Source organism: Actinokineospora sp. (assembly GCF_052390155.1).
Classification (GTDB): domain Bacteria; phylum Actinomycetota; class Actinomycetes; order Mycobacteriales; family Pseudonocardiaceae; genus Actinokineospora.
On record NZ_JBQTHF010000059.1, the window covers coordinates 12,521 to 38,411 of the forward strand.

The 25,891-nt window shown below is 72.5% G+C and carries 28 protein-coding genes; 10 read left to right on the forward strand and 18 right to left on the reverse strand.

From position 1 onward, the window contains the following. Positions 1-123: 123 nt before the first annotated feature. The 15 genes from ACT4N7_RS20490 to ACT4N7_RS20560 all read right to left on the reverse strand — a co-directional run bounded on the left by ACT4N7_RS20490 (position 124) and on the right by ACT4N7_RS20560 (position 13,899). The gene (locus tag ACT4N7_RS20490; RefSeq protein WP_444830406.1) at positions 124-1,506 is read right to left on the reverse strand and encodes an acetyl-CoA carboxylase biotin carboxylase subunit; all 1,383 of its coding nucleotides are present in this window, start codon (positions 1,504-1,506) and stop codon (positions 124-126) included. Beyond that, on the reverse strand, positions 1,503-1,982 hold the full coding sequence (locus ACT4N7_RS20495; RefSeq protein ID WP_444830407.1) for an acetyl-CoA carboxylase biotin carboxyl carrier protein: 480 nt from the start codon (positions 1,980-1,982) through the stop codon (positions 1,503-1,505). Before ACT4N7_RS20495 ends, ACT4N7_RS20490 begins: the two co-directional genes overlap by 4 nt. Further along, positions 1,979-3,634, reverse strand: a complete 1,656-nt coding sequence (gene accD, locus ACT4N7_RS20500; protein ID WP_444830408.1) for an acetyl-CoA carboxylase, carboxyltransferase subunit beta — start codon at positions 3,632-3,634, stop codon at positions 1,979-1,981. Before accD ends, ACT4N7_RS20495 begins: the two co-directional genes overlap by 4 nt. Beyond that, positions 3,631-3,891: an acyl carrier protein gene (locus ACT4N7_RS20505; RefSeq protein WP_444830409.1), complete on the reverse strand. Its 261-nt coding sequence runs from the start codon at positions 3,889-3,891 to the stop codon at positions 3,631-3,633. Before ACT4N7_RS20505 ends, accD begins: the two co-directional genes overlap by 4 nt. A 30-nt stretch (positions 3,892-3,921) precedes the next feature. Beyond that, on the reverse strand, positions 3,922-5,139 hold the full coding sequence (locus ACT4N7_RS20510; RefSeq protein ID WP_444830410.1) for a ketosynthase chain-length factor: 1,218 nt from the start codon (positions 5,137-5,139) through the stop codon (positions 3,922-3,924). 73 nt (positions 5,140-5,212) lie between these two features. Next, positions 5,213-6,484 carry a beta-ketoacyl-[acyl-carrier-protein] synthase family protein gene (locus ACT4N7_RS20515; RefSeq protein ID WP_444830411.1) on the reverse strand — a complete coding sequence of 424 codons (1,272 nt, stop codon included), beginning with the start codon at positions 6,482-6,484 and terminating at the stop codon, positions 5,213-5,215. Between the two features lie 94 nt (positions 6,485-6,578). Next, positions 6,579-7,256, reverse strand: a complete 678-nt coding sequence (locus tag ACT4N7_RS20520) for a hypothetical protein (protein ID WP_444830412.1) — start codon at positions 7,254-7,256, stop codon at positions 6,579-6,581. A 70-nt stretch (positions 7,257-7,326) separates the two neighbouring features. Continuing rightward, positions 7,327-7,983, reverse strand: coding sequence for a hypothetical protein (locus tag ACT4N7_RS20525; protein ID WP_444830413.1), 657 nt, complete (start codon positions 7,981-7,983; stop codon positions 7,327-7,329). Beyond that, entirely contained in the window at positions 7,980-9,122 is a 1,143-nt protein-coding gene (locus ACT4N7_RS20530; RefSeq protein ID WP_444830414.1) for an acyl-CoA dehydrogenase family protein, read from the reverse strand. The genes ACT4N7_RS20525 and ACT4N7_RS20530 overlap by 4 nt, the downstream gene beginning before the upstream one ends. Before the next feature lie 7 nt (positions 9,123-9,129). After that, complete coding sequence (locus tag ACT4N7_RS20535) at positions 9,130-9,504, reverse strand: ectoine synthase (protein WP_444830415.1); 375 nt, start codon at positions 9,502-9,504, stop codon at positions 9,130-9,132. Beyond that, the gene (gene trpA, locus ACT4N7_RS20540; RefSeq protein WP_444830416.1) at positions 9,501-10,346 is read right to left on the reverse strand and encodes a tryptophan synthase subunit alpha; all 846 of its coding nucleotides are present in this window, start codon (positions 10,344-10,346) and stop codon (positions 9,501-9,503) included. Before trpA ends, ACT4N7_RS20535 begins: the two co-directional genes overlap by 4 nt. Beyond that, a complete protein-coding gene (locus ACT4N7_RS20545) occupies positions 10,343-11,359 on the reverse strand; it encodes a hypothetical protein (RefSeq protein ID WP_444830417.1) in 1,017 nt (338 codons plus the stop codon). Before ACT4N7_RS20545 ends, trpA begins: the two co-directional genes overlap by 4 nt. After that, entirely contained in the window at positions 11,356-11,610 is a 255-nt protein-coding gene (locus tag ACT4N7_RS20550; RefSeq protein WP_444830418.1) for a phosphopantetheine-binding protein, read from the reverse strand. The genes ACT4N7_RS20545 and ACT4N7_RS20550 overlap by 4 nt, the downstream gene beginning before the upstream one ends. Before the next feature lies 1 nt (position 11,611). Continuing rightward, positions 11,612-13,087, reverse strand: coding sequence for an AMP-binding protein (locus tag ACT4N7_RS20555; protein ID WP_444830419.1), 1,476 nt, complete (start codon positions 13,085-13,087; stop codon positions 11,612-11,614). Further along, a complete protein-coding gene (locus ACT4N7_RS20560; RefSeq protein ID WP_444830420.1) occupies positions 13,087-13,899 on the reverse strand; it encodes a cyclase family protein in 813 nt (270 codons plus the stop codon). The genes ACT4N7_RS20555 and ACT4N7_RS20560 overlap by 1 nt, the downstream gene beginning before the upstream one ends. A gap of 236 nt (positions 13,900-14,135) precedes the next feature. Here ACT4N7_RS20560 and ACT4N7_RS20565 point away from each other — a divergent pair, with 236 nt between their 5' ends. Then, a complete protein-coding gene (locus ACT4N7_RS20565; RefSeq protein ID WP_444830421.1) occupies positions 14,136-15,035 on the forward strand; it encodes an AfsR/SARP family transcriptional regulator in 900 nt (299 codons plus the stop codon). Between the two features lie 35 nt (positions 15,036-15,070). Next, a complete protein-coding gene (locus ACT4N7_RS20570) occupies positions 15,071-15,826 on the forward strand; it encodes an SDR family NAD(P)-dependent oxidoreductase (protein ID WP_444830422.1) in 756 nt (251 codons plus the stop codon). Between the two features lie 58 nt (positions 15,827-15,884). Here ACT4N7_RS20570 and ACT4N7_RS20575 read toward each other — a convergent pair whose 3' ends face one another. Next, entirely contained in the window at positions 15,885-16,835 is a 951-nt protein-coding gene (locus ACT4N7_RS20575) for an aromatase/cyclase (protein ID WP_444830423.1), read from the reverse strand. 36 nt (positions 16,836-16,871) lie between these two features. Further along, positions 16,872-17,657, reverse strand: coding sequence for an SDR family NAD(P)-dependent oxidoreductase (locus tag ACT4N7_RS20580; RefSeq protein ID WP_444830424.1), 786 nt, complete (start codon positions 17,655-17,657; stop codon positions 16,872-16,874). Between the two features lie 154 nt (positions 17,658-17,811). Between ACT4N7_RS20580 and ACT4N7_RS20585 the strand changes: the two genes are divergently transcribed. From ACT4N7_RS20585 to ACT4N7_RS20620, 8 genes are all read left to right on the forward strand, one after another. After that, on the forward strand, positions 17,812-18,135 hold the full coding sequence (locus tag ACT4N7_RS20585) for an antibiotic biosynthesis monooxygenase family protein (protein ID WP_444830425.1): 324 nt from the start codon (positions 17,812-17,814) through the stop codon (positions 18,133-18,135). A gap of 10 nt (positions 18,136-18,145) precedes the next feature. Then, on the forward strand, positions 18,146-18,583 hold the full coding sequence (locus ACT4N7_RS20590; RefSeq protein WP_444830426.1) for a SnoaL/DnrD family polyketide biosynthesis methyl ester cyclase: 438 nt from the start codon (positions 18,146-18,148) through the stop codon (positions 18,581-18,583). Between the two features lie 43 nt (positions 18,584-18,626). After that, complete coding sequence (locus ACT4N7_RS20595; RefSeq protein WP_444830427.1) at positions 18,627-19,466, forward strand: NAD(P)H-binding protein; 840 nt, start codon at positions 18,627-18,629, stop codon at positions 19,464-19,466. A gap of 40 nt (positions 19,467-19,506) precedes the next feature. Continuing rightward, a complete protein-coding gene (locus ACT4N7_RS20600; RefSeq protein WP_444830428.1) occupies positions 19,507-20,394 on the forward strand; it encodes an NmrA/HSCARG family protein in 888 nt (295 codons plus the stop codon). A 63-nt stretch (positions 20,395-20,457) separates the two neighbouring features. Then, entirely contained in the window at positions 20,458-21,231 is a 774-nt protein-coding gene (locus ACT4N7_RS20605) for a TetR/AcrR family transcriptional regulator (RefSeq protein ID WP_444830429.1), read from the forward strand. A gap of 126 nt (positions 21,232-21,357) precedes the next feature. Next, positions 21,358-22,425 (forward strand): ATP-binding cassette domain-containing protein, encoded by a 1,068-nt coding sequence (locus ACT4N7_RS20610; RefSeq protein WP_444830430.1) that lies wholly within the window; start codon positions 21,358-21,360, stop codon positions 22,423-22,425. Next, a complete protein-coding gene (locus ACT4N7_RS20615) occupies positions 22,422-23,264 on the forward strand; it encodes an ABC transporter permease (protein ID WP_444830431.1) in 843 nt (280 codons plus the stop codon). The genes ACT4N7_RS20610 and ACT4N7_RS20615 overlap by 4 nt, the downstream gene beginning before the upstream one ends. Positions 23,265-23,367: 103 nt before the next feature. After that, positions 23,368-24,366 (forward strand): alpha/beta hydrolase, encoded by a 999-nt coding sequence (locus tag ACT4N7_RS20620; protein WP_444830432.1) that lies wholly within the window; start codon positions 23,368-23,370, stop codon positions 24,364-24,366. A gap of 75 nt (positions 24,367-24,441) precedes the next feature. Here ACT4N7_RS20620 and ACT4N7_RS20625 read toward each other — a convergent pair whose 3' ends face one another. Next, positions 24,442-25,890 (reverse strand): MFS transporter, encoded by a 1,449-nt coding sequence (locus ACT4N7_RS20625; protein ID WP_444830433.1) that lies wholly within the window; start codon positions 25,888-25,890, stop codon positions 24,442-24,444. Position 25,891: the final 1 nt, after the last annotated feature.

Genomic DNA, 25,891 nt, shown 5'->3' on the forward strand with positions numbered 1-25,891 from the left:
GGGGTACAGTGTACTGTATAAACCAACCAACCGGTTTGTCAATGTCGTGTCAACATCCCGGCCGACCCTGAGGATGGGTCCGCGGGGCCAGTCTGTCCACTCCAGACGGACGGATCCGGCAGCTCACCCGGCGTCGGCCGCGGTGATGCGGTCGACCAAGGCCGTGGTGTGCTCGGCCGCCACGAACGCCGGGTGCGCCAGCACGTCGGCCAGGAATCCCGCCGTGGTGCGCATCCCGGGCCCGGTGACCCGCACCTCGGCCAGCGCCCGGCGCATCCGGGCCAGCGCCTGGGTGCGGTCCGGCGCCCACACAACGACCTTGGCCAGCAGCGAGTCGTAGGACGCCGACACCTTCGACCCTGGCGCGGCATAGGTGTCGACCCGGGTGAACGGCCCGCCTGGCAACCGCAGGTCGCTGACCAGACCGGGCGTCGGGGCGAAGCCGCGTTCCGGGTCCTCGGCATTGATCCGGCACTCCACGGCGGTGCCCCGGGCCGCGACGTCGGCCTGGGTGAAGCCGAGCGCCGCGCCCGCGGCGACCAGGATCTGCTCGCGCACCAGGTCGATCCCGGTGGTCATCTCGGTCACCGGGTGCTCGACCTGGATGCGCGGGTTGACCTCCATGAACCAGTAGCGGCCCGCGCCGTCGACCAGGAACTCGAAGGTCCCCACGCCCTGGTAGCCCACCGACAGCGCGCCCCGCACCGCGGCGGCGCACATCTCCGCCGCGGTGCTCCGCGGCAAACTCGGGGAGGGGGTCTCCTCGATCAGCTTCTGGTGCCTGCGCTGCACGGTGCAGTCGCGCTCGCCGAGGTGCACGCCGTTGCCGTGACCGTCGCAGAGGATCTGCACCTCGACATGGCGGGCGTCGGCGAGGAACCGCTCAAGGTAGACATCGGCCGAGCCGAACAGCGCCAGCGCGCTGGCCCGTGCCTCCGCGAACGCCGCGGGCAGCCCGGCCCGGTCCGCGGCCACCCGCATCCCGCGCCCGCCGCCGCCCGCCGCCGCCTTGACGATCACCGGATAGCCGATCGAGTCGGCAAGATCCGCCGCGGCCTGCGCGTCGGGCACCGGCTCCAGGCTGCCCGGCAGCAGCGGAAGGCCCGCCACCGACATGGCCGCGCGCGCGGAAGTCTTGTCCCCCAAGGTGGCCAGCACCCGCGCGGACGGTCCGATGAACACGATGCCCTCGGCCGCGCACGCCTCGGCGAAGTCGGGATCCTCGGAGAGGAACCCGTAGCCGGGATGGATCGCGTCCGCGCCGGTCTGCAGCGCGGCCTGAAGAATCGCCGCCGCGTTGAGGTAGCTTCGCTTGGCGGGCGCTGGGCCGATGCGCACCGTCTCGTCGGCGAAGTCGACGACCGCCGCGCCATCGTCCTCTGTGGAGTGCACAGCCACCACCCGCAGACCCAGTTCCCGGCAGGTGCGGGCGACCCGCAGAGCGATCTCGCCGCGGTTGGCGATCAGCACGGTGTCGATCCGCGGTCCCGTCTCTGCGCCGCTCATGACGCCACCGGCTCCAAGGCGGTGGCGGGCTCCAGCGCGTACAGCGGCTCGCCGAACTCGACGGCGGCGCCGTCGGCGGCCAGCACCCCGGTGACCCGGCCCCTGCGGTCGGCCTCGACCGGGATCATCACCTTCATCGCCTCGACGATGCCGACCTGCTGACCGGGGCGCACCACATCGCCGACCGACACGAAGGGCGCGGCGCCCGGCGACGGCGCGTGGTGGAAGACGCCGACGATCGGCGAACACAGCGCAAGGTCGGGGGCGGCCTGCTCAGCGGGCGCGGGCGCCACCGCGACCGGGACCGGGACGGGCGCCTGCGGCGCGGCGATCCCGGTAGCGACCGGCCACTCCAGTTCGACGCTCACCTCGCCCGCCCTCGCCACCAGCCTGCTCGGCCGCGCGGGCGCGACGGCCAGCAGTTGGCAGGCCTCGCGGGCCACCGCCGCGAGCAACTTCTCCGGGTCCGCACTCATCGTTCCTCCACAGTGGATAGTCGCGCGCCGAACGCGCGCCAGCGGGCGTGCCGCCGGGTCAGCAGGTCCTCGGCAGGCAGCGGCAGGAGTTCGCCGAACGCGCCGCGCACGGCGCCGCGCACGGCATCGGCGGCCGCGGCGTGGTCGGCGCCGGTGCCGCCGGGCGGCTCGGGCAGCACGCCGTCGACGATCCCGGCGGCCAGCAAGTCGCGCGGGGTCAGCCGCAGCGCCGACGCCGCGGTGGGCGCCTGCGCCCGGTCGCCCCACAGGATCGCCGCGCAGCCCTCCGGGCTGATCACCGAGTAGTAGGCCCCGGCGAACTGGAACACCCGGTCCGCCACGCCGAGCGCCAGCGCCCCGCCGCTGCCGCCCTCCCCGGTCACGATCGCGACCACGGGCACCGGCACCGACGACAGCAGCCGCATGCTCTCCGCGATCGCGACCGCCTGGCCCTGCTCCTCGGCGGTGACGCCCGGGTGCGCGCCCGGAGTGTCGATGAAGGTCAGCACCGGCGCGCCGAGCTTGGCGGCCAGCCGGACCAGCCGGGCCGCCTTCCGGTAGCCGCTGGGCGAGGGCATGCCGAAGTTACGGGCGGCCAACTCGGCTGGGCCGTGGCCCTTCTGGTGGCCGATCGCCACCACCGGGCGCCCGTCGAGCGCGCCGATCCCGCCGACGATCGACGGGCAGTCGTCGCCGATGCGGTCGCCGTGCAGCTCGTCGAACCGGTCGAACAGCCTGCCCACGAAGTCCAGCGTGGTCGGCCTGCTCGGATCTCGGGAAGCGGTGACCAGCGCCCACGGGTCCACCTCGGGCAGCAGCCCGGGGTCGGTCACCGGCGCCGTCCCCGGTGCCGACTCGGCAGGCGGCGGGGGTGCCGTGGCGGCCAGCAGCCTGCCGAGTGTGCCCCGCAGCTCACCGCGCGGGCGGATCATGTCGATCATGCCGTGGTCGAGCAGGAACTCCGCCGTCTGGAAGCCGGGCGGCAGGCTCTGTCGGATGGTCTGCTCGATCACCCGCGGCCCGGCGAAGCCCAGCCGCGACCCTGGCTCGGCCACAATGACGTCGCCCAGCGTGGCGAACGAGGCGGCCACCCCGCCGTAGGTCGGGTCGGTGATCAGCGACAGCGTCAGCACGCCCGCGGCGTCCAAGCGGGCCAGGGCCGCGCTGGTCTTGCCCATCTGCATCAGCGAAAGCGCGCCCTCCTGCATCCGCGCGCCGCCGGAGGCACACACCAGCAGCAGCGGCGTGCGGTCGGCGAGCGCGACCTCGGCGGCCCGGGTGACCGCCTCGCCGACGGCGGCGCCGAGGCTGCCGCCGAGGAAGCGGAAGTCCATCACCGCCACCACGATCGGCCACCCGTGGACGGTTCCCTTGGCACACAGCACCCCGTCGGTGAGGCCGGTCTTCGCTCGGGCGGCGGCGATCCGGTCGCGGTAGTGGACCTTGTCGGCGAAGCCGAGCGGATCGCCTGCGTCGGTCACGCAGTCCAGCGGTGCCAGGGAGCCCGGATCGAGCAATTGGGCCAGCCGCTCGGGCGCGGACACCCGCTCGTGCCTGCCGCATCCTGGGCACACCCCGAGCTGCCGCGCCACGCGCTTGGCGTAGACCAGCGAGCGGCAGCCCGGGCAGTGCACCCAGTCCTGTTCGGTCACACCCGCACCGCCGTGGCGAGGTGGTCGTTGACGAGGGCGAGGAACGAGCGTGGGGTGGTGGCCTCGCCGAGGATGTCGTCGGAGAAGGCGACCCCGTGCTCCCGCTCGATCTGGCCGATCGTCTCCAGCAGGGCCAGCGAGTCGTAGCCCAGCTCGCCGAACGGGATGTCCAGGCTCTCGTTCGAGACCGCGGCGGCGTCGCCGCCCGCGGAGACCTGCAGGATGCGGGCGAACTCGGTGGTGGTCAGGTGCTGCATGGCGGTGAACCTTTCGTGTGGGTCGGGACGTCAGGCCGTAGCGCGGACGACCAGTGCGGAGTTGAAGCCGCCGTAGCCGCGGGCCACGACCAGCGCGGTGCGCACCGCCGCCGTGCGCGGGGTGTCGATGACGAGGTCGAGCCGGTCGTCGGCGAGCCGGGTGGTGTTGACCGTCGGCGGCACCACACCGTCGCGAATGGACAGCAGGGCCGCGGCGGTGTCCAGCGGCGCGCCCCCCGAGTAGAGCCTGCCGGTCATCGTCTTGGGCGCGGTGACCGCGACGCCGCCCGGTCCGAACACGGCGCTGAGCGCATCCGCCTCGGCCCGGTCCAGGTCCGGCTCACCGGCCGCGTCTGCGAACACCACGTCGACAGCGGCCGGGCTGATCTCGGCGTCGGCCAGCGCGGCGACGATCGCCCGGCGCAGCCCGGCCGGACGGCCGGAGTCCGGGGCCGGGTCCATGCTCGCGCCCCAACCCGCGATCACCCCGTACGGCGTCGGCCCGCCTCGCCGGGCGGCGGCGTCGGCCCGCTCCATGATCAGGATGGCGCCGCCCTCACCGGGCACATAACCCGCCGCGCGCTCGTCGAAGGGCAGGTACGCGGTGTCCGGGGCGGTGCCGGTGCTGAGCCTGCCGCTGGACAGTTGCGCGACCAGGCCCCACGGGCACAGCGAGGAGTCCACGCCGCCGGAGACCACGACGTCGGTGCCGCGGCGCAGATGCCTGCGGGCCTGCGCCAGCGCGTCCAGCCCGCCCGCCTGCTCGCCGACCAGCACGCCGCTGGGGCCGCGCATCCCGTGCCGGATGGAGATCTGCCCGGTGTTGACCGCGTAGAACCAGGCGAACGACTGGTAGGCGCTGACGTGCTTGGACCCCTTGCTCCACAGGTTCTCCAGCTCGCGCTGGCCGAACTCGAACCCGCCGGAGGCGCTCGCTGTCACCACGCCCATGGAGTACTCGTCGAGGTCGGCGGGCGAGATCGCGGCATCCCGCAGCGCCTCGTCCGAGGCGACCAGGGCCATCCTGGTCATGTGGTCGGTCTGCGGTAGCAGCCGCGACGACAGGTGCTCGGCCGCGTCGAAGCCGTCGACCTCGCCCGCCAGCGTGCACGGGTACCCGGCCGGGTCGAACCGGGTCATCCGGGCGATGCCGCTGACGCCCTTGAGCGTGGCGGCCCAGAACTCGTCGAGCCCCACCCCGTTGGGGGCGAGCACTCCGATGCCGGTCACGACGGCTGTGGTCCTCATGACATCCCCTCGCAGGCTCCGTGATGCCCCTCGCGGACGCCCTGTGACGTTGATTCGCGCGCAAGCTCGCTCACTAGGCCACCATCCCCGGCCGGGAGAGCACCATCGCGCTCTGGAAGCCGCCGAAGCCGCTGCCCACCGTCAGCACCGCGTCGACGGTCGCCTCGCGCGCGGTGAGCGGGGTGTAGTCCAGGTCGCACTCGGGGTCGGGCTCGTGCAGATTGGCCGTCGGCGGTACGACGCCGTGCTCGATGGCCAGCGCGCACGCGGCGATCTCGATGGAGCCGATCGCGCCGAGCGAGTGGCCGATCATCGACTTGATCGAGCTGACCGGCACCGCGTAGGCGTGCGCGCCGAGCGCGGACTTCATCGCCGCGGTCTCGTGCCGGTCGTTCTGCCTGGTCCCCGACCCGTGCGCGTTGACGTAGCCGACGGCGGTCGGGTCCAGCCGGGCCGCGTCCAGCGCGGCGGTGATCGCCTCGGCCAGCTCGCGCCCGTCGGGGCGCAGCCCGGTCATGTGGAAGGCGTTGGAGCGCGAGGCCATGCCGCTGATCTCGGCATAGACGCGCGCCCCGCGCGCGGCGGCCCGCTCGGCGTCCTCCAAGACGAACACCGCGCTGCCCTCGCCGAGCACGAAGCCCTTGCGGGTGTTGTCGAAGGGCCGCGAGGCGTGCTCGGGGTCGTCGTTGTAGGGGGTGGTCGCCTTGATCGCGTCGAAGCAGGCCACCGTGATCGGGGAGATCGGCGCGTCGGCCGCGCCCGCGATCACCACGTCGGCCGCGCCGTCGCGGATCAGTTCGCAGCCGTGCCCGACGGCGTCGATGCCGGAGGTGCAGCCGGTGGAGATCACTGTCGCCGGACCCTCCGCTCCGACCTCCCACGCCACCTCGCGTGCCAGCGAGCTGGGCACCAGGTAGTCGTAGAGGTGCGGCACGGCATAGGTGGGGTCGACCAGCCACCGGGCGCCCGAGTCGCTGACGACGGCGTACTCCTCTTCCAGGCTCATCGTGCAGCCGACAGCGCTGCCCACCGCGACCCCGGTACGCTCCGCAGGCAGGTCCGCCGGACTCAGGCCGCTGTCAGCCAGTGCCTCTCTGGCGCAGACCACGGCGAACTGCGCGGCCCGGTCCATCCGGCGGGCCTGCCGCGGCGTCAGCCCGTGGGTCAGCGGATCGAAGTCGACCTCGGCGGCCACCCGCGAGCGGAACGTGGAGGCGTCGAACGTCGAGATTGCGCGGGTGGCGGTGCGGCCGCTGGTCACCAGGTCCCAGAACGCCGCCCGCCCGATGCCGCCGGGCGCGATTACCCCGATCCCGGTGATCACGACCCGTCGCTGTCCAGCCATGAGATGACCTTTCGTCCAGTCCGCCGTCGGGCGGGTCCACTGCGAGCATCGCCGTCCAGCCTCGAAGCGGGCTGGAGCGCGGCCACAGAACCGATCAGTTGCGCGCCAAGGCGAACTCCGCCACCCAGGCGTCCACATCGGACCCCAGCAGTCCGGTGCCGACGAGCACGCCCGCGTACCCGGCGGTGACCATGGCGGCCGCGGCGCGCGGGTCGTCCAGCCCGCTCGCGCTGACCGGGCACGGGGTGGCGACGCGCAGGGTGTCGAGCAGGGCGCGGCTGCGCCCGTAGTCGGCGGCTCCCCGCTCGCGGTCGCCGATGTCCTTGTTGTTGACCGCGATGACGCAGTCGGTCGGGTGCGGCACCGCCCGCGCTTCCTCGGCGTCGGTGACTTCGACGAACGGGGTCAGCCCCCGGCGCAGGGCACCGTCGACGAGTCGCGTGAGGACCGGCCGGGGGAGCAGTCCCGCGATCAGCAGGACGGCCGCCGCGCCGAGGTCCACGGTCTCGTCAAGATGGCTGTCGCGGGTGATGAAGTCCTTGCGGAGCACGGGTTTCGTCGTGTGCTCGGTGATCTCGGCCAGCAGTCGCGGCGTGCCACCGAACCAGCGTCCGGTGACCACCGACAGGCAGGGCGCGCCCGCCTGCTCGTAGGCTGATGCGACAGAGCGCGGGTCGCGCCCGCGCAGCAGCGGGATGCCGTCACCGGTGCACGGCTTGATCTCCATGATGACCGGAAGCTCCGCGCCGCACAGCGCCTCGATGAAGCTCATGACATCCCCTCGCAGGCTCGGTGATGCCGCTCGCGGACGCCCTGTGCCAGTGATTCGCGCGCAGGCTCGCTCATTGGGCCGCCTTCCAGGCTTCGACCAGCGCGGCGACCCGTGCCCGGTCCAGGACGCCCGCCGGGGAGCGGGCCGCCGTGTCGACATCCACGCCGCGGAATCCAGGCTCCGCCAGCACTTCGGCGAACCGGTCGCGGTTGTCCGCGGTGAGGCCGCCCGCCAGCAGGAACGGTGTCGACAGCCGCCGGGCCAGCCCGGCCAGAGCGACCGGGCACGACGACTCGCCGGTGCTGCCCAGCCGTCCGTCCTCGGCGGCGGTGTCGAGCAGGAAGTAGTCGGTGCCCGCGCGTTCGTACGCCGGGATCAGGCCCGCCTGCGGGCATTTCCCGCCGCGCAGGTGCAGCACCGTGATGACGGTGACCTCCCTGGCCTTCAGCTCGCGTACCGCCTTCGGCGGCTGGTGGCCGTGCAACTGCACCCAGCGCGCGCCGGTCCGGTCGACCAGATCCGGCAGCTCCGAACCGGCCAATGTCACCAGGACCTGCGTCGGCCGGGTGGCCGCGAGCAGCGCGGCGGCGGCATCGGCCCGCAGGTCGGCGTAGCCGCCCGCGACCCCGCACCAGACCCCGCTGAGGTCGACCCCTGCCGCGGCCAGCAGCGCCAACTCGTCCGCCGTCCGCGCACCACAGACCTTGACGATCGCGGTGCCGGTCATCCCAGCCCCATCATCGCGGCGATCCGGTTGCGCTGGATCTCCGATGTCCCCGAGTAGATGGTGCCCGCGACCGCGTCGCGCAGGTCTCTCTCGACCCCACACTCGGCCAGGTATCCCGCGCCGCCCATGAGCTGGACCACAGCCAGCGCGGAGGCGACGTTGGCCTCGCTGACCACCAGCTTGGTCATCGCCACCTCGGTCGTGACGTTCTCGCCCGCGACGAACCGGCGGGCCGTGTCGAACAGCCAGTGCCGGGCCGTGCGCAACCCGATCTCCAGGTCCACCAGTCGGTGCGACACGGCCTGGTAGCTGCCGATTGGTGCGCCGAAGGCGACCCGCTGGCGGGCATGGCGCACGCAGCGGTCGACGCGGTGGCGCATCTGGCCTGCGGAGATCGCGAACGACAGCAGGATTTCCCACTTCATGATGTGGTCGAGCACCAGGAACCCGCCGCCGACCCGGCCGAGGACGTTCGACGCGGGCACCCGGACGCCGTCGAGGTACAGCGCGCCCAGTGGGGAGGTGCGCAGCCCCATCTTCGCCTCGGCGGGCCCGGCGGACAGGCCGGGTGTGGCGCTCTCGACCAGGAACGCCGTCACGCCGACCGGTCCGGCGTCGCCGCCAGTCCTGGCGTACACGACCACCAGGTCGGCGATCGGGCCGTTGCTGACGAACGCCTTCGACCCGGTGAGCACCCAGTCGTCGCCATCGCGGACGGCGCGGGTGCGCATGCGCAGGGCGTCGGACCCGCTGTCGGCCTCGGTGACGGCGTGCGCGCCGATCGTCTCGCCCGCGCACACCCCCGGTAGATACCGTTCCCGCAGCCACGGCGAGCCGAACCGCTGTAGCGCGACCCCGGTGCTGACCATGTGCGTGGCCACCGAGAAGGCGAACCCGCCGTCCCGGCAGCCCTCGCCGAGTCCTTCCAGGACGCACATGGTGGTGAGCAGGTCCTGGCCGAGTCCGCCCCACCGCTGCTCGAACGGAAGGCCGAGCAGACCGCTGGATCTCATCGCTTCCCAGGATTTCACCGGGAACTCGGCGCGGGCGTCCTGGGCGACGTGCTCGTGGTTGAGCACGTCGAGCCACGGCCCCAAGCCGTCGCGCAGCGCCTGCTGCTCGGCTGTCCACTGGATCATATCGGCCTCAGTAGTGGGAGAATTCGGCGGAGTCCAGGCTGTGCCGTTCGTCGCCGCGCAGCGCTGGGGTGAACACGCAGATCAGCTTCAGGTCGCAGTCCGGGCTCGCGATGAGGAAGTGCGCGTCGTGTTTGTCCAGCGCGTACAGCACGCCCGGCACGATGCGGTGCGAGGTGCCTTCGAGGTCGACCACCTCGCCTACGCCCTCGACGCAGTAGCAGGCCTCCAGGTGCCTGCGGTACTCCAGCCGCGACTTGGTGCCCGCCCGGACTGTGGTCTCGGTGACCGTGTAGCCCATGCCGTCGGCCTGGACCAGCAGCCGGGTGCTGAGCCCGTTGCCCCAGTCGACGGTCGGCGCTTCTGAGCGTGTTCTGATGATCATCGCGGTACTCCTGCTCTCTCGGGTCCTCTGGTGGATTCATGCTCGGATCCGCCGCTGCCGACCAGCGACAGCACGTAGTCGGCGACGGCCGCGACGGCATCGGTGCCTGCCGCGTTCGCCCGGTCCAGCACCGATGCCACCTCGGTGCCGACGATCGCGGCGTCCGCACCCGCTTCGGCCACCCGCCGCACATCGGCGGCCGCGCGCACGCCGAACCCGATGGCGATCGGCGCCCGGGTATCGCGCCGCAGCCCGGTCACCGTCGCGGCGAGCGCCGCGTGCCCGGTCGCGGGGGTGGTGCCCGTCCTCCCGTAGTGCGCCACGAGGTACAGGTAGGCGCCCGCGTCGCGGGCGGCGGCGGCGCGCGTCTCATCGGGGGACGCGGCGTAGCAGGTGGTGACGAGCGGCAGCCCGGCTTCGGCGGCGCCCTCGTGCCAGGCCGCCCGCCTGCGCGGTGGGACACCGTGTGCCAGCGCCGCGTCGGCGCCCGCGGCGGCCAGCCTGCGCGCGAACGCGGCCTCGCCGAGCCCGGCCATGCTGTGCCGCCAGTCCGCCAGCACCGCGATCCGGGTGTGCCGCAGCCCCGGCCGTACCCGCTCGACGAAGTCCAGCGTCTCGTCCAGCCCGGTGCCCAGCGCGATCGCGCGGTCGGCGGCCCGCCGCAGCACCGGCCCGTCGGTCACCGAGCCGGGGAACGGCACGGCCAGTTCGAGGCAGTCCACCCCGGCGTCGTCGAGCGCGGCGACCAAGCGCCGCATCCTGTCCGGCGGCTCGCAGCCCGCAGTGAGGAACACTGCCAGGCCGGGGTCGGCGGGACAGCGGCCGAGGAAGAACGGACTCACACCGCCACCGCCGCTGTCCGTTGTCCCATCAGTGCGACCAGACCGGCGGCGGCCCCGCTGGACAGCGTGGTCTCCATCCGCCGCAAGGCATCCAGCCACGGCGTGGCCGGCCGCGCCGCCACGGCCAGCGCTGCCGCGTTGAGGGCGACCACCCGCGACGCCACCGGTTCCCGACCGGCCAGCACGCGTAGGAAATGCGCCACCACGTCGTGGTCCGCGACCGGACGCAGGTCCGCGAGCGAGCCCGCGACCGGTGGAACCGGCACCCGCGCCGGGGCGGACCCATCGCAGCGGTCCACGGTGTCCGCGGCGAATCCCAGCAGCTCGTCAGCGCCTAGATCGTTGTTGCACAGCCAGATCCGGCGGTCGGTGACGCCCGAGGCGACCGCGCGCAGCAGCGGCAGCCGCGTTCGGTCCGCTACCCCGGTCAGTTGCGCGCCCACCGGGACCGCCGCCAGGAACGGGCCCATGAGGTTGAGGAAGCCGCTGACCGCGCGTGGGTCCACCGGCAGCACGGCCCTGGCCAGCGCGCCCAGCTCAGCCGGGTAGACGAAGTCGCCCGCGAACGCCACGCCGTGGCGCCCCAGGTGGTCCTCGGCCTCGGCCCAGTTGCGCACCTTGGCCACGCCGAGCCGGTCGAGCAGGTCGTAGGAACCCAGTGAACTTGTGTGCGCGCGGGAGCCGGTCTTGACCACCCGCACCCCGGCCGCGGCCGCGAGGAACGCTGCCGCGGTCGAGATGTTGAAGGTGGGCGGGCCCCCGCCGGTGCCCACCACGTTGACCGCGTTCGGGAACCGCCGGTCCGGCGCGGGCGCCCGCTCGCGCAGCGACGCGAGCAATGCCGCGGTGGTCGCCGGACCCGGCGGCAGGGTGGTCAGCGACGCCAGCAGCGCCACCGGCTCGCCGCGGCGCAGTTCACCGGCAGCAAGGGCATCCCAGAAGGACCGCCAGGTGGCCAGATCGACCTCGTCGCGGCGGGCCAGCAGGACGCGGACGGCGGGGTGCGTGGTCACACCGGACTCGCCGAGTTGGCCATGACGAACGCGTCGATGGCGACCACCGAGCGGAACGACTCCGGGTCGAGGTCGACGTCGTCGGCGCGGATGCCGAAGGTGTCCTCCAGCCACACGAGCAGCTTGAGCAGCCCCAGGCTGTCGATCACGCCGTCGGCGATCAGGTCGACGTCGGTGGCCAACTCGGCGGCGGGCACGTCGGGCAGGAACTCGCTGATGATGAACTCGGTGATGGCGCGCGCGTGGTGCATGTCAGTCTCCTTCCGGATGCGCGGCGCCGCATTGGCGCCACTCGGCGTCGGCGCGGGCGACCGCGGCGCGGTCGACCTTGCCGTTGGCGTTGCGCGGCAGCGGCCCGTCGACGATGAGCAGGTCCTGCGGCAGCGCACCGCGCGGCAGCACGGCGGCGCAGTGCCTGCGCAGCCGCAGGCTGTTGAGTCCGCTGCCCGGCGCGCGCCGGGCCAGCGCCAGCAGTCGCTTGCCGCCCAGCGGGTCGGGCTCCGCCAGCGCGACGGCGTCCAGCACGTGCTCGTGGGACAGCAGCGCGTGTTCCACCTCGGCGAGGTCGACGCCGACCCCACGCACCTTCACCCGGAAGTCGCCGCGGCCCACCAGCACCAGCGCGCCGCAGTCGCGCCGCCGGACCAGGTCGCCGCTGCGGTACCAGTCCGGGCCGTTCGGATCGGCTGGGTGCGGGGCGAACCGGCCGCCGGGCCCGGCACCCAGGTACCCGGTGCTCTGGAACGGGGTGCGCACCCACAGTTCGCCGGACCCCGGCCCGGTCACCTCGCGGCCGTCGGAATCCACAATGGATATCGAGACGCCGGGCAGCGGGTCGCCGAGGGGGACCGGTCCGTCGGCGGCCGGGTCGATCTCGTGGACCAGACTGTCGTTCGTCTCGGTGCAGCCGTAGACGTTGTGCAGGCGGGCGTTCGGGAACGCGGCGGGCAGCGCCGCGACCGCGCCTGGCGGCATGGTGTCGCCGGTGCACAGCAGGTGCTCCACGGACTCGAACACGTCGCCGGTTGCGGTGAGCAGGCCGTGCAGCATCGGGACGCCCTGCACGACCCGGACTCGCCAGTCGCGCAGCAGCCCGGCCAGCCGAGCGGGCTGCAGGGCGTCCTCGGCGGGGACCAAGACCGCGGTCGCGCCCGCGGCAAGCGTGGTCCACAGATCCAGCAGGGACAGGTCGAAACTCAGCGGGGCGTAGCTGAGCACCGCGACGCCCGGCCCGATGTCGAAGCGGTCCGCCGCCCACGCGGTGAACGCGTCGACGGAGGCCAGCGGCAGGGGCACGATCTTGGGCGGCCCGGTCGATCCCGACGTGGCCAGCATGAAGCCGGTTCCGGCAGGCGCGGGGGTGGCACCTTGCGGGTTGTCCGCCACCACGCGCACCGCGTCGGGTTCGATGACCCGCACGCAGCCCGCGGCCGCGTACATCGCCGCCAGCACGGTCTCGGGGTGGGTCGGCGCGGCGAGCAGCACCGGGTGGCCCGCGGCCAGCGCGCCCAGCGCCAGCGCCACCGTCTCCGGCGACTTCGCCGCAGGCACCGCCAGCGGCGCCGCGGCAGGCAGGCCGATGCCGTGAATCCGCGCGCGCTCCCGGTCCACCGCCGACCACAGGTCGGCGTAGCCGACCGACTTGCCCCGCCACCCGAGCGCGGGCGCGTCCGGTCGGACGGCGGCGTGCCCGGCCACAGCGGCCACGAGCCCCGAACGCGTGTCCATCAGTCGCCGAGCAGGGCGACTGCCCTGGTCCACCCGGCGCCCGCCCCGGCGATCTTCACCGGGAAGCAGACCAGCCGGAACCCGAAGGGCGGCAGCGCGTCGAGGTTGGCCAACCGTTCCAGCTGGCAGTACTCCCGCTCCCGCCCGGCGACGTGGGCGGGCCACAGCACCGACCGGTCGCCGGTGCGGCGGTAGCGCTCGATGATGTCGCCGAACGGCGCGTCCAGGCTGAACGCGTCGGTGCCGATCACCCGCACGCCGAGGTCCAGCAGCAGGTGGGTGCCAGGGCCGTCGAGGCCGGTGAAGTCGGTGAAGTAGCGCGGGGTTCCCGCCCATGCCGACGCGCCGGTGTTGACCACGACGATCTCACCCGGCTGCGGCGTGTGGCCGATCCTGGCGAACTCCTTCTCCAACTCGGGGACCCCGACCACGCCGGTGCCGTGCCCGGTCATGTCCAGCACGACACCGGGGGCGTGGAACCACTCCAGGGGGAGTTGGTCGACGTGCCGGGGGGTGCCGTCGCCGTAGCTGGTGCGCGAGCCGTAGTGCGACGGCGCGTCGACGTGCGTTCCGGTGTGGCTGGTCAGCGTGATCCGGTCCAGGGAGAGAAACTCCCCGTCCGGCAGTTCGTCCGGGTCGAACTCGATGCCGAAGTGCTCGCGCATCTCGGCGGCCATGTGCAGCGCGCCCTCGCGCGGGCCGAGCACCTCGTGCCGCACCGGGTCGGCTTCGTAGGCCGCCGCGTCCACCGGCGCGGACAGGTCGATGATCTGCATGTCTGCTGCCTCCTCCTGCTTGCCGTCCAGCGTCATCCAGCCGGCTTGAAGCGACCTGGAAACCGGCTCGACCGCGCGGGGCACTGGGTGGGTGGAGTTGAACAGGCCCTAGAACGCTGGTGGAGTCGTGACACAGCCCCGGCTGTACGGCGCCGGGGCACTGCTGGACACCCGGCGGCGGACCTGCCCACGATGGGATGGCACCGCAGAGGCAGCGAGCGACAACGGAGTCTTCAGACCATTTAGGACACTCACAAACCCAAGGGGGATCGATGTCATTCGCACGCGTCGTCCGCAGCGAGTCCGTCCGCACGGGTGCCGAGGACGGAATCGAGGTCGGGGTGCTCGGCCCGCTGGTGCTGGCATTCGACGGCCATGTCCACACGCCTACCGCGCCCAAGCTGCGCAACGTCCTCACCACGCTGGTCCTCAACGCCGACAAGGTGGTGCCGGTGTCGCTGCTCATGCGGGAGCTGTGGGAGGACGAGCCGCCCGCCAGTTGGCTGACCACCCTGCAGACCTACATCCTCAACCTGCGCAAGCTCTTAGCCCGCGCAGCCGGTGTACCGACGGCGGAGATCAGCCGCACGCTGCTGGTGACCAAGGCGGGCGCCTACCTTTTCAAGCTCGGTGCCGGAAACCTGGATCTGCACCGGTACCAGGCCCTGGTCAGCTCCGGGCGCGAGTTTCTCGCCGCGGGCGACTGCGAGCAGGCGGCGCACACCCTCGACGCGGCGCTGCGGGTGTGGCGCGGTCCGGCGTTCCTCGACGTGCAGGGCGGGCGCTTGCTGGAGTCGCGGCGCAGGCAGATCGAGGAGTCCCGGCTGGTCGTGCTGGAGCAGTTGGTCGACGCGCGGTTGCGGCTCGGCCAGTACCACGAGGTGCTTACGGAGCTGATGGCGCTCACCGTGGAGAACCCGATGCACGAGGGCCTGTTCGCCCAGCACATGCTGGCGCTCTACTGCCTCGGTAGGCGCGCCGAGGCGCTGGCGGTGTACCGCAGGCTGCGCGGCAGCCTGATCGAGGAGTTGGGCCTCGAACCCGGCCCGCGCGCCCGCCAGGTCCACCAGGCGATGCTCGACGGCGACAGCGCCGCAGTCGACCGGCTGCTGCGGTCCGGCGGCTCCGACACCCGGTGGGCCATGGCCGAACAGTCCACCAGGGCGTACTGAGCGATCCTCTAGCGGCCGTGCCTAGCGTCGGCCGTATGACCTCCACCACTCCCCGAGGCGTCGTCATCACCGGCGGCGGCACCGGCATCGGTCGGGCCGCCGCACGCGCCTTCGCCGAGCGCGGCGACCGCGTGCTCGTCGTCGGCCGCTCGCCGGAACCGCTCGCCGAAACGGCCGACGGCCACGACGCCATGCACAGCCTCGCCATCGACATCACCGATCCCGGCGCGCCCGCCGGGGTCATCGAAACCGCCCTGCGGGTGCTGGGCCGCGTCGACGTCCTCGTCAACAACGCCGCCACCGCGGGCTTCGACCCGCTGCCCAAGCTCACCCGCGCCGACGTCCAGTCGCAAGTGGACACCAACCTGCTCGCTCCGCTGTACCTCACCCAGGCCGCGGTCGACGCGCTGGCCGCCACCGGCGGCACGGTCGTCAACGTCGGCTCCGCGGGCTGTATCGGCCTGCGCGCCATGCCGGAGAGCGCCGTATACGCCGCGACCAAGGTCGGGCTCGACGCGCTCACCCGCAGTTGGGCGGTGGAGTTGGCGTCGCTGGGCATCCGCGTCCTCGGCATCGCGCCTGGCCTGGTGGACACCGGGGTCGCCGTCCGGGCGGGCATGCCGCAGGAGGCATACGACGCCTTCCTCGCGGACATGGTGGGGCGCATCCCCTCCGGCCGGGTCGGCGGTCCCGAGGACATCGCGTGGTGGATCGTCGCGGTGACCGAGCCGGGGGCGTCCTACGCCAACGGCGCCGTGATCGCGGTGGACGGCGGGCTGTCGGTCACCTGAGCCGGGACATGGCTGAGGGGCGCGAGCGACAGTGCTCGCGCCCCTCGGTGTGTGCCGGTCAGCTCGCCCGCGCGGCGACGCGGCTCTCGGCGTACTCCTTCGCCGCGAGCATGGTCGCCGTGCTGTTGCGCCCCAGCGCGTCGCGGATGTAGTTCTTCGCCTGCTCCACGGTCGCGTCCGGTCCTAGGACGGACGCGATGTTCTCCGGGACGACAACCACGGTGTGCGTGGAGGTGACCGTCGTCCCGGCGCCGGTCGCCGCGAACCGCCACTGTCCGGTGTGGACGGACATGAGCTTGGGCAGGACCTGCTGCTTGTAGACGATCCGCTCGGCGGGCAAACACACCCGAACCGACTTGGTCGTGTGGGTGGCGCCGTCGGCGGTGCGTGTGTCCATCTCCAGCACCTGCAGTCCGGGGGTTTCCTCAGTCAACCGGACACTCGCCACGTGCGGCAGCCGCCGCGCCCACTCACCCGCCTCGTCGATGAACGCGAAGACGTCGGCGGGGGACGCGTCGACGGTGACCACGTCGTCGAAGGTGATCGTGAGCCGCGCGCGCTCCGCGGCGAACTCGGCTGCCGCCTTGAGCGAGGCCAGCTCCGAGCCGCTGTTGCGGTCGACGGCTTCGGCGATCCAGCGCGCGTTCTCCTCGGTGTCGCCGACCGCGCGGTAGTCGTGCAGCAACCGCACCGAGCACGCCGCCTGCCCGCGCCGCTCGATGATCCACTCGCCACCCATCGCCGCGACCGGGTGCTGCGACACCTCTTGCCGGAACCGCACCCGCAGCGCGGCCGGATCGAGGTCGCGGCGTGAGGTCCACACCTTGACCGCGCCGTTGGCGGTGGCCCAGATCCTGATGCGCTCGACGCCCTGGCCGCGCTCAAGCTGTTCGACGTGCACGGTGGGAGTGAACACGGCGGGCCAGGACTCGGCCCGCGCGATCAGGTCGTACACCGTCTCGGCGGGCGCGTCGACGTCGATGCGGTGTTCAGTGTCGTGGGTAGTCACGCTGTTGTCTCCGTCCTCACTGGTCTTCTCGCGCGTTCAGTAGTTGCCCAGACCGCCGCAGACGTTGAGCGCCTGGGCGGTGATGGATGCGGCGGTGTCGGTCAGCAGGTAGCCGACCAGGCCCGCGACCTCCTCCGGCGTGGAGTAGCGGCCGAGCGGGATCTTCGCCTCGAACCGGGTCTGCACGTCGTCCTCCGTGGTCTCCCAGAATGCGGCGTAACCCGCGCGGACCCGTTGCGCCATCGGCGTTTCGACGTAGCCGGGGCACACCGCGTTGACCGTGACGCCGGTCTTGGCCAGCTCCAGCCCGAGCGCCTTGGTGAAGCCGACGACGCCGTGCTTGGCCGCCGAGTACGGCGCCCCGTAGACCACGCCCTGCTTGCCGCCGGTGGAGGCGATGTTGACGACCCGGCCCCAGCCCGCGTCGAGCATGCCGCCCGCGGTCAGCACCTCCCGGGTCACCCGGAAGACGCTGTTGAGGTTGGTCTCCACCACATCGAGCCACAGCTCGTCCTCGATCTTGGCGGTCGCCCCCCCGCCGCTGCGGCCCGCGTTGTTGACCAGTACGCCGATCGGGCCGAACTCCGCGGTGGCCGCGGCGACCACCGCGCGCACCTGCTCGGTCGAGCGCACGTCGGCGCTGCTGCCCGCGACCCGCAAGCCGTCGGCGCGCAGCTGCTTGACCGTCAGCTCGACGGCGTCGGCGTCGCGCGCGCAGATGTAGACCTCGTCGCCGCGCTCGGCGATCGAGCGGGCCACCGCCAGTCCGATGCCGCTGGTTGCCCCGGTGACCAGCGCGACCCGCTTTCCCTGTCCGCCCATGTGTTTCTCCTCGTCACTCGCGTCGCTTTCGCCTGACGGTGGCAGCGGTGACTCGAAGCCCGGTCGACACCGGCCGCGTCGAGCGGGACTCGATCCGGTCGCGACCGTCCGGGCGCACGGTGGGACACGACCACCGGCCGAGAGGACACACGCCATGGCAGCACCCGAGACCGGCGCCCCGGTCACCTTCGTCAACCGGTTCACGCTGCACGCCGCGCCGGAGGAGTTCGAGCGGGTCTTCGCCGAGTCCTCGCGGTTCATGGCGCGCCAGCCGGGCTTCCTGCGGCACACCCTGCTGCGGCACACCGCGGACGGCGCGGCCTACCTCAACATCGCCGAGTGGGCGGACGAGGAATCGTTGCGCCGCGCGGCCGCGCACCCGGACTTCGGCCCGCACGCGAGCGCACTGCGCGAGCTGTGCGCCACCGAGCCCAACCTCTACCGCCCCCACCTGCACTGCGAACCCGAAACAGCCTGAGGAGCACTCCGTGAGCAGTCCCAACATCGATCTGGTCCGCCGCATGGTGGTGGCCTACAACTCCGGCGACACCGGTGATGTCGCCGAGTACATCCATCCCGACTACCTCAACCCCGCGTCGCTGGAGCACATGGACCTCAAGGGGCCCGAAGCCTTCGCGATGGCGGTGAAGTGGCTGAAGATGACCTTCTCCGAGCAGGTCCGCCTTGAGGAGGTCCGCTACGAGGAGAACGGCCCGTGGGTGCGTGCCTACCTCGTCCTCTACGGGCGCCACGTCGGCGAGCTGGTCGGGATGCCCGCCACCGGCCGGGTCTTCTCGGGCGAACAGATCCACCTGGTCAAGATCGTCGACGGCAAGATCCGCGACCACCGCGACTGGCCCGACTACCAGGGTACCTACCGCCAGCTCGGCGAGCCGTGGCCCACCGAGCGCGGCTGGCGGGACTGATACGACCTAACCGAACAATCCGGGAAAGGCAAGGGAGACAACGATGATCCTGGTGACTGGGGCGACCGGCAAGGTCGGCGGTCGGGTACTGGCCCGGCTGGTCGCGCGCGGCCTGCCGGTGCGCGCGCTGACCCGCGACCCGGCGAAGGCGGAGTTCCCCGCGGGTGTCGAGGTGGCCACCGGGTCTCCGGCCGACACTGACGCGATGACCGCCGCGCTCGACGGCGTCGACGCGGTGTTCGCCGTGCTGGTGGGCGACGTGGCCGCGCAGGTCGGCGGGTTCGCCGCGGCCGTCGAGGCGGCGGACACGCGCCGAGTGGTGCTGCTGTCGTCGTCGGCGGTGAACCACCCGGTGCGCCACCGCATCGGTGACGAGCACCGCGCGGCCGAGGTGGCGCTGGCCGCCGTGGCTCAGGAGTGGACGTTCCTGCGGCCGGGCCCGTTCCACAGCAACGCCCTGTGGTGGGTCCGGTCCGTGCGGGAGTCCGGCACCGTGCGCTGCTTGGTCGGCAACCGCCCCGGCGCGCCGATCGACCCGGATGACGTGGCCGCGGTCGCGGTGCGCGCGTTGACCGAGGACGGCCACGCGGGCATGGCCTACGAGCTGACCGGCCCGCAGGTGCTGACCTCCGGTGACCAGGTGCGCATCCTGGCCCGCACCGCTGGTCGCGCCATCGGCTTCGAGGTGGCCACCGAGGCGCAGGCCGTCGACACCTTCGCCGCCATCGGCGGCGATCGCGTGGTGGCCGAGGGCAATGTGGCCGCGCTGCGCAGCCGCAGCGTGCCGTGGGGCCGGGTGGACACGACCGCGGAGCGGCTGCTCGGCCGGGCACCCCGGCGCTTCCACGACTGGGCCGACGAGCACAGGGCCGTCTTCGCCTGATCCGCGACATCAGCCGGGGGACCGGCGGAAAGGACACGACATGACCGACCGAGACGAGATCCTGGTGACCGGCGCGACCGGCCAGCAGGGCGGGGCGACCGCCCGCGCCCTGCTCGCCCGCGGCCGCCGGGTTCGCGCCCTGGTGCGCGACCCGCTGGCGCCCGCGGCTCAGGAGCTGGCCATGGCCGGGGCGGCCCTGGTCCGCGGCGACTTCGACGACCGGCACTCGCTACGCGCGGCCATGGCGGGCGTGCGCGGCGTGTTCAGTGTGCAGAACTTCATGAGCCCCGCGGGACTCGGCGGCGAGGTCCGGCAGGGGCGAGCGGTCGCCGAGGCCGCCGCCGCGACCGGGGTCCAGCACGTGGTCTACAGCTCGGTCGGCGGCGCCGACCGGCACAGCGGCGTCCCGCACTTCGACAGCAAGCGCGCTGTCGAGCGCACCCTGGCCGCGCTCCGGGTGCCGACCACCGTCCTGCGGCCGACGTTCTTCATGGACAACTTCGCCGCGCACGGCCCGGCCGTGGAGGACGGCGAGCTGGTGGTCCGGTTGGCGCTCAAGCCCGACACCCGGGTGCAGCTGATCGCCACCGCGGACATCGGCGAGTGCGCCGCGCTCGCCTTCGAGGACCCCGACCGGTACGTCGGCCAGGCTATCGAGCTGGCCGGGGACGAGTTGACCGCCGACGGCATCGCCGCCGCCTTCGCCGCCGTGTCCGGGCTGTCCGCCCGGTTCGAGGAGCTGGAGCTGGACCAGGTGGCGTTCAACACCTACATCCCGTACAGCCACGAGATCGCGCTGATGTTCGAGTGGTTCCAGACTGACGGGTACGCCGCCGACATCGCCGCGGTGGGCGCTGTCCACCCGGGTCTGCGCACCTTCACCGACTGGTTGCGCACCGGTGCCTGGAAGGCGCCAGTCCCGGCCTGACCTCGGCAATCAGTGACCCGTATGATGTATCGTACGACATACGGAACGAGGGGCGGTGACGGCATGGGGGCCGAACGGGGCGGCGATCCCGCGCGCAGCCTGGCGCTGCTGTGGGGTGACCGGCGCCGGTCCGCGCGCCGGAGCCGGTCGGATCTGAGCGTGGAGAAAATCGTGCTGACCGCGATCGGTCTCGCCGACGCGCAGGGGCTGGGGGCACTGTCCATCCGCCAGGTCGCCCAAGCTCTGGGCGCGGGGGCGATGTCGCTGTACACCTACATCCCCGGCAAGGGCGAACTGATCGATCTCATGGTCGACGCGGTGTACGCCGAGACCGCCAAGCCCGACGACCTGCCCGGCGGCTGGCGGACCCGACTGGAGCACGTCGCCAAGGAGAACTACGCCATGCACCTGCGCCACCCGTGGACGTTGCAGATCCCGGCGGGCAGGCCGCCGCTGGGACCGCACGCCATGGCGAAGTACGAGTTCGAACTGCGGGCGGTCGAGGGCACCGGGCTGACCGAGGTCGAGATGGACTCGGTGGTCGGGCTGGTCTCCGACCACGCCGAGGGCGTCGCACGCCGGGCCGTGGAGGCGCGGCGGCAGGAGCGCAACTCGGGGATGACCGACGAGCAGTGGTGGCAGGTGTACGAGCCTTTGCTGTCGTTGGTGGTGGACCGGACGAGGTTTCCGGTGGCGGCGAAGGTCGGTGCCGCGGCAGGCGCGGCGCACGGCGCGGCATACCCGGCGCGGCACGCCTTCGAGTTCGGTCTGCAGCGACTCCTGGACGGCATCGAGGTTCTCGTCGGTCGGCGCGCCAACGGTGTCGACCTGCCCTGAACTGCGTCGACGAGACTCGAAAAGAATCTTGGGGAAAATTGGCGTACGGCGTACGGCATGGTGTATCGTACGTCGTACGCCAGTGTTGGCGCTCTCATCACGGCGGGTACGACGGAAGGGGACAAAGTGGGTTCGAGCAATCTCGCGATCGTCGTCGAGGGGCTTCGCAAGCGGTACGGCGACAAGGTCGCCCTGGACGGAGTCGACCTGCAGGTCCCGCAGGGCACGGTGTGCGGGCTGCTCGGTCCGAACGGCGCGGGCAAGACCACGATCGTGCGGATCCTGGCGACGCTGCAGCGCCACGACAGCGGCCGCGCCGAGGTCGCGGGCTTCGACGTGGCCGCTGACGCCGCGCAGGTGCGCTACCGGATCGGCCTGGTCGGGCAGAACGCCGCGGTGGACGAGATCCTCGGCGGCCACCAGAACCTGGTGATGTTCGGCAGGCTGTACCGGCTCGGCGCGCGGGCCGCGCGGCAGCGCGCCGACGAACTGCTGGAGCAGTTCGGCTTGGCCGAGGTCGGCGACAAGCCGGTCAACACCTACTCCGGCGGCATGCGGCGCAGGCTGGACCTGGCCGCGGGCATGATCCTGGCCCCTGCGGTGCTGTTCCTCGACGAACCCACCGTGGGCCTGGACCCTCGTGGGCGCAACGAGGTGTGGGAGGCCGTGCGCGGACTCGTCCGTCAGGGCACCACCGTGCTGCTGACCACGCAGTACCTCGACGAGGCCGACCAGCTCGCCGACCAGATCTCGGTGATCGACACCGGCAAGGTCATCGCCTCGGGCAGCCCGGACGAGCTCAAGGCCAGGATCGGCCAGGACCGGATCGACCTGGTCGTGCAGCGGCAAGCCGACCTGCCCGCCGCCGCCCGGGCGCTGGAGACGGTCGCCTCCGGTGCCGCGGAGACCGACGAGGATCGCAGGCTCATCTCCGCTCCGGTGGCCAGCCGGTCTGGAGCGCTGGCCGAGGTCGTCCGCGCCCTCGACGCCGCGGGCGTGTTCGCCGAGGACGTCGTCATGCGCAGGCCGACGCTGGACGAGGTGTTCCTGCACCTGACCGGCCGCAGGCCCGAGACGGCTGAGGAGGCCGAGGCGGCTGCCAAGGCCGCCAAGACGAAAAAGTCGAAGAAGGACAAGGATTCCGGGAGCGCGGCCGGGGTCGAGACCGTCGAGCAGCAGGAGGTGTCGGCATGAGCCAGACCCTGACCAGCACCGTCCCCGCCCCGCCTGCCGTCGCCCAGGCAGGCGGCCTGCGGTGGACCGTCGCCGACGCCTGGACGCTGACCCAGCGCAACCTGGCGCACTGGACGCGCAACCCGGGCATCCTGATCACCTCGCTGGCGTTCAACGTCCTGATGGTGCTCATGTTCGGGTACCTGTTCGGCGGCGCCATGGTCGTGCCCGGCGGGGGCGACTACCGCGAGTTCCTGATGCCCGGCATGTTCGCCATGACCATGGTGTTCGGCATCAGCATGACCACCATCGCGGTGTCCACCGACATGGAGCGCGGCGTCACCGACCGCTTCCGCTCCATGCCGATGTCGCCGATCGCGGCCCTGATCGGCCGCGCCGTGGCCGACATGCTCTTCGCCGTGGTCACCCTGGTGTCGATGATGCTGCTCGGCCTGGCCATCGGCTGGCGGGTCAACGGCTCCTTCGGCGCGACCCTCGGGGCGATGGGCCTGATCCTGCTGCTGCGGTTCGCCCTCGTGTGGGTCGGCATCTACCTGGGCCTGGTGATGAAGGGCCAGGAGGCGGTGTCCGGGGTGCAGATCCTGGAGTTTCCGATCGGCTTCCTGTCCAACGCCTTCGTCGCCCCGGACACGATGCCCGGCTGGCTGGGCGCGATCGCCGAGTGGAACCCGCTGTCCTCGACCGTGGCAGCCACCCGCGAGCTCTTCGGCAACCCGGGCTGGGGCGGCGAGTCCTGGATTGCGCAGAACGCCCTGCTGATGGCGGTCGTGTGGCCGTTGGTGATCCTCGCGGTGTTCCTCCCACTCGCAGTGCGGCGCTACCGAGCGTTGAGCGACTGACGAGGACGCGGCCCGACCATCGAGAAGAGCTGCTGACCGCAGGCGGATTCCAGCCTGCGGTCAGCGGCTCTTCCCAGCCATGTCGTCAAGGAGGTCAGTCCCTGTGAGGAAACGAACCCCGTCCCGGATCGCCGCCGTCGTCGCGTCGGCCGGGCTGGCGCTGGGTGTGTCCGCGGCGCCCGCCGCCGCCGCTCCCGTCCCGCGCTGCGCCAAGGTCACCGTCCCGGTCGCGATCACCGAGGGCGCCCCAGCGGCCGAGCGGATCGCGGGCACCCTGTGCACCCCCCGGCGCGGTGCCGACACGATCCACGTCCTGGTACCCGGTGGCACCTACGGCCAGGCCTATTGGCGTCTGCGGGGGACCTGGCGCGATCCGTCCTATGTGGAGCGCATGGCGGCCGAGGGCCACGCCACCCTGACCATCGACCGGCTGGGGGCGGGGGCCAGCTCGGCCCCGCCGAGCACGGCGTACCGGCCCGACACCCAGCAGCACGTCCTGCACCAGGTGTTGCGCGCGGTCCACGCCCGCGGCTACGGCCGTGTGGTCGTCGTCGGTCACTCGTTCGGCTCCACCCTGGCCCGCACGATCGCCATTCACCACCCGGAGGACGTCGACGCCCTGATCCTGACCGGAGAGGCGAGCTACCCGGCCGAGGTCCCCTGGGACCAGGTGGTCCACCCGGCTCCGCATGACCCCCGCCTGGCCCACCGCGGCCTGGACGAGGGCTACTACACGACGCGGCCTGGCGCCCGGGCCACCTGGTTCTACTCCTCGGCTGCCGACCGTGCCGTCATCCTGCTCGACGAACTCGCCAAGCAGGCCGACGTCTACAGCGAGTCCTACCCGCTGCCCCAGGAGAACGCCGCGATCACCGTTCCGGTCCTGATCGTCGTCGGCGCCGAGGACAAGATCGTCTGCGGGGCCGGAGCCAGCGACTGCTCCAGCAGCGCCGCGTTGTACGGGCAGGAGAAGCAGTTCTACCCGAACGCGCGGCTCGACGTGCGGGTCGTGCCGGGCACCGGCCACTCCCTCAACCTGCACCGCTCGGCTCCGCAGTGGCACGGCGCCGTCGCGGGCTGGCTGGCTGCTGTGGCTCGTTAGGCCGACACGGTTTGGTCGACGAGACGATGCGGGCGGGTCCACTGTGGACCCGCCCGCATTCGCGCTGTGCGGTTCTCAGGCGCGGGTGCGGCCCCGCAGGAACAGCGCCGCCACCGCGGTCGCCACGGCGAACAGCGCGCCCGCGACGAACGCCGCCGACATCCCCTCCACGAACGCGTACCCGGCGACCGCGTCCGCAGGCAGGTCCGCAGGCGCGGACGCGGCGGCCGAGTTGGCCGCGGTGGTCGTCACCGACACCAGCACCGCCAAGGCCAGCGAGGCCCCCAGCGTCGTCACGGTCGCCACGACGCTCGACGCCGCGCCGTACTCGTCCGCCCGCACACCGGACGTTCCGGCGATGGTCGCGGGGATGGTGCCCAGCGCGATGCCCGCGCCCAAGAGCAGCAGGGCGGGGAGCACGTCGGCGGCGTACTCGGTGTCGAAGTCCAGGGTGGACAGCACCAGATTCGACCCCACCAGCAGCACGGCCCCGGCCACCACCAGCGGACGTGCCCCCACCTTCGGCTCCAGTCGGACGACGACGCCCGCGAGCAGCAGCAGCGTCACGGTCACCGGCAGGAACGCGAGCGCCGCGCGCATCGGCGAAAACCCAAGCCCCTGCTGGAAGAACTGGGTCAGGAAGAACAGTTGACCGATCTGGCTGCCCTGCACCAGCAGCACCGCGATGTAGGCCGCCGCCCGGTTGCGGTCGGCGAACAGCGCGGGGACCATGATCGGCTGCCGCGCACGGCGCTCGATCACGGTGAACGCCACCAGCAGCACCAGCCCGGCGGCGAGGGCGACCCGCACCGCGCCGCTGGACCAGCCCTCGGTGCCGACCGCGGACAGCGCCCACACCAGTGCCGCTACACCGACTGCGGACGTCAGCGCGCCCGCCAGATCGAAGCGGCCGGGGCGGGCCGGGGTCTCCCGGACCACGAGCGGGGTCAGCGCCAGGATCACCAGGCCCACCGGCACGTTGAGCATGAGCGCCCAGCGCCACGAGCTGACCGAGGTGAACACGCCCGCCAGGAGCAGGCCGCCCGCCGCCCCGAGGCCGCCTGCTGCGGTGTAGACGGCGATGGCGCGCTTGCGGCCGTGCCCCTCGCGGTACATGCCGATGATCAGCGCGAGCACCGACGGCGACACCAGCGCCGCGCCGACGCCCTGTACGGCGCGGGCGGCGATCAGCAGTTCCGGCGATTCGGCCAGACCCCGGGCCAGGGACGCGGCGGTGAAGAGCAGGACACCGGTGGTGAACACCCGGCGCCTGCCCAGGATGTCGCCCGCCCGGCCGCCGAGCAGGAGCAGACCGCCGAAGGTGAGCAGGTAGGCGTTGACTACCCAGGACAGTTCTACGGACGAGAGCGACAGGCCCGCGCCCAGCCCGGGCAGCACGATGTTGATGATCATCTCGTCGATCAGCACCATCGCCTGGGCCGCGACGAGCACGGCGAGGGCGATCCCGGTGCGCGCGGACACCGGGGCGTGGACGGTGGGTCGGGCGGTGAGTTCCGCGGCCATG

Bases quoted from the DNA above. Each gene is read 5' to 3' on its own strand.
- ACT4N7_RS20550 (WP_444830418.1), bottom strand. From the start codon at position 11,610: ATGCACCACGCGCGCGCCATCACCGAGTTCATCATCAGCGAGTTCCTG.
- ACT4N7_RS20600 (WP_444830428.1), top strand. From the start codon at position 19,507: ATGACCGACCGAGACGAGATCCTGGTGACCGGCGCGACCGGCCAGCAG.
- ACT4N7_RS20565 (WP_444830421.1), top strand. From the start codon at position 14,136: ATGTCATTCGCACGCGTCGTCCGCAGCGAGTCCGTCCGCACGGGTGCC.
- ACT4N7_RS20615 (WP_444830431.1), top strand. From the start codon at position 22,422: ATGAGCCAGACCCTGACCAGCACCGTCCCCGCCCCGCCTGCCGTCGCC.
- ACT4N7_RS20505 (WP_444830409.1), bottom strand. From the start codon at position 3,891: ATGCAGCACCTGACCACCACCGAGTTCGCCCGCATCCTGCAGGTCTCC.
- ACT4N7_RS20520 (WP_444830412.1), bottom strand. From the start codon at position 7,256: ATGAGCTTCATCGAGGCGCTGTGCGGCGCGGAGCTTCCGGTCATCATG.
- ACT4N7_RS20625 (WP_444830433.1), bottom strand. From the start codon at position 25,890: ATGGCCGCGGAACTCACCGCCCGACCCACCGTCCACGCCCCGGTGTCC.
- ACT4N7_RS20535 (WP_444830415.1), bottom strand. From the start codon at position 9,504: ATGATCATCAGAACACGCTCAGAAGCGCCGACCGTCGACTGGGGCAAC.
- ACT4N7_RS20490 (WP_444830406.1), bottom strand. From the start codon at position 1,506: ATGAGCGGCGCAGAGACGGGACCGCGGATCGACACCGTGCTGATCGCC.
- ACT4N7_RS20580 (WP_444830424.1), bottom strand. From the start codon at position 17,657: ATGGGCGGACAGGGAAAGCGGGTCGCGCTGGTCACCGGGGCAACCAGC.
- ACT4N7_RS20595 (WP_444830427.1), top strand. From the start codon at position 18,627: ATGATCCTGGTGACTGGGGCGACCGGCAAGGTCGGCGGTCGGGTACTG.
- ACT4N7_RS20530 (WP_444830414.1), bottom strand. From the start codon at position 9,122: ATGATCCAGTGGACAGCCGAGCAGCAGGCGCTGCGCGACGGCTTGGGG.
- ACT4N7_RS20510 (WP_444830410.1), bottom strand. From the start codon at position 5,139: ATGAGGACCACAGCCGTCGTGACCGGCATCGGAGTGCTCGCCCCCAAC.
- ACT4N7_RS20585 (WP_444830425.1), top strand. From the start codon at position 17,812: ATGGCAGCACCCGAGACCGGCGCCCCGGTCACCTTCGTCAACCGGTTC.
- ACT4N7_RS20515 (WP_444830411.1), bottom strand. From the start codon at position 6,484: ATGGCTGGACAGCGACGGGTCGTGATCACCGGGATCGGGGTAATCGCG.
- ACT4N7_RS20560 (WP_444830420.1), bottom strand. From the start codon at position 13,899: ATGACGCTGGACGGCAAGCAGGAGGAGGCAGCAGACATGCAGATCATC.
- ACT4N7_RS20555 (WP_444830419.1), bottom strand. From the start codon at position 13,087: ATGGACACGCGTTCGGGGCTCGTGGCCGCTGTGGCCGGGCACGCCGCC.
- ACT4N7_RS20525 (WP_444830413.1), bottom strand. From the start codon at position 7,983: ATGACCGGCACCGCGATCGTCAAGGTCTGTGGTGCGCGGACGGCGGAC.
- ACT4N7_RS20605 (WP_444830429.1), top strand. From the start codon at position 20,458: ATGGGGGCCGAACGGGGCGGCGATCCCGCGCGCAGCCTGGCGCTGCTG.
- ACT4N7_RS20570 (WP_444830422.1), top strand. From the start codon at position 15,071: ATGACCTCCACCACTCCCCGAGGCGTCGTCATCACCGGCGGCGGCACC.
- ACT4N7_RS20495 (WP_444830407.1), bottom strand. From the start codon at position 1,982: ATGAGTGCGGACCCGGAGAAGTTGCTCGCGGCGGTGGCCCGCGAGGCC.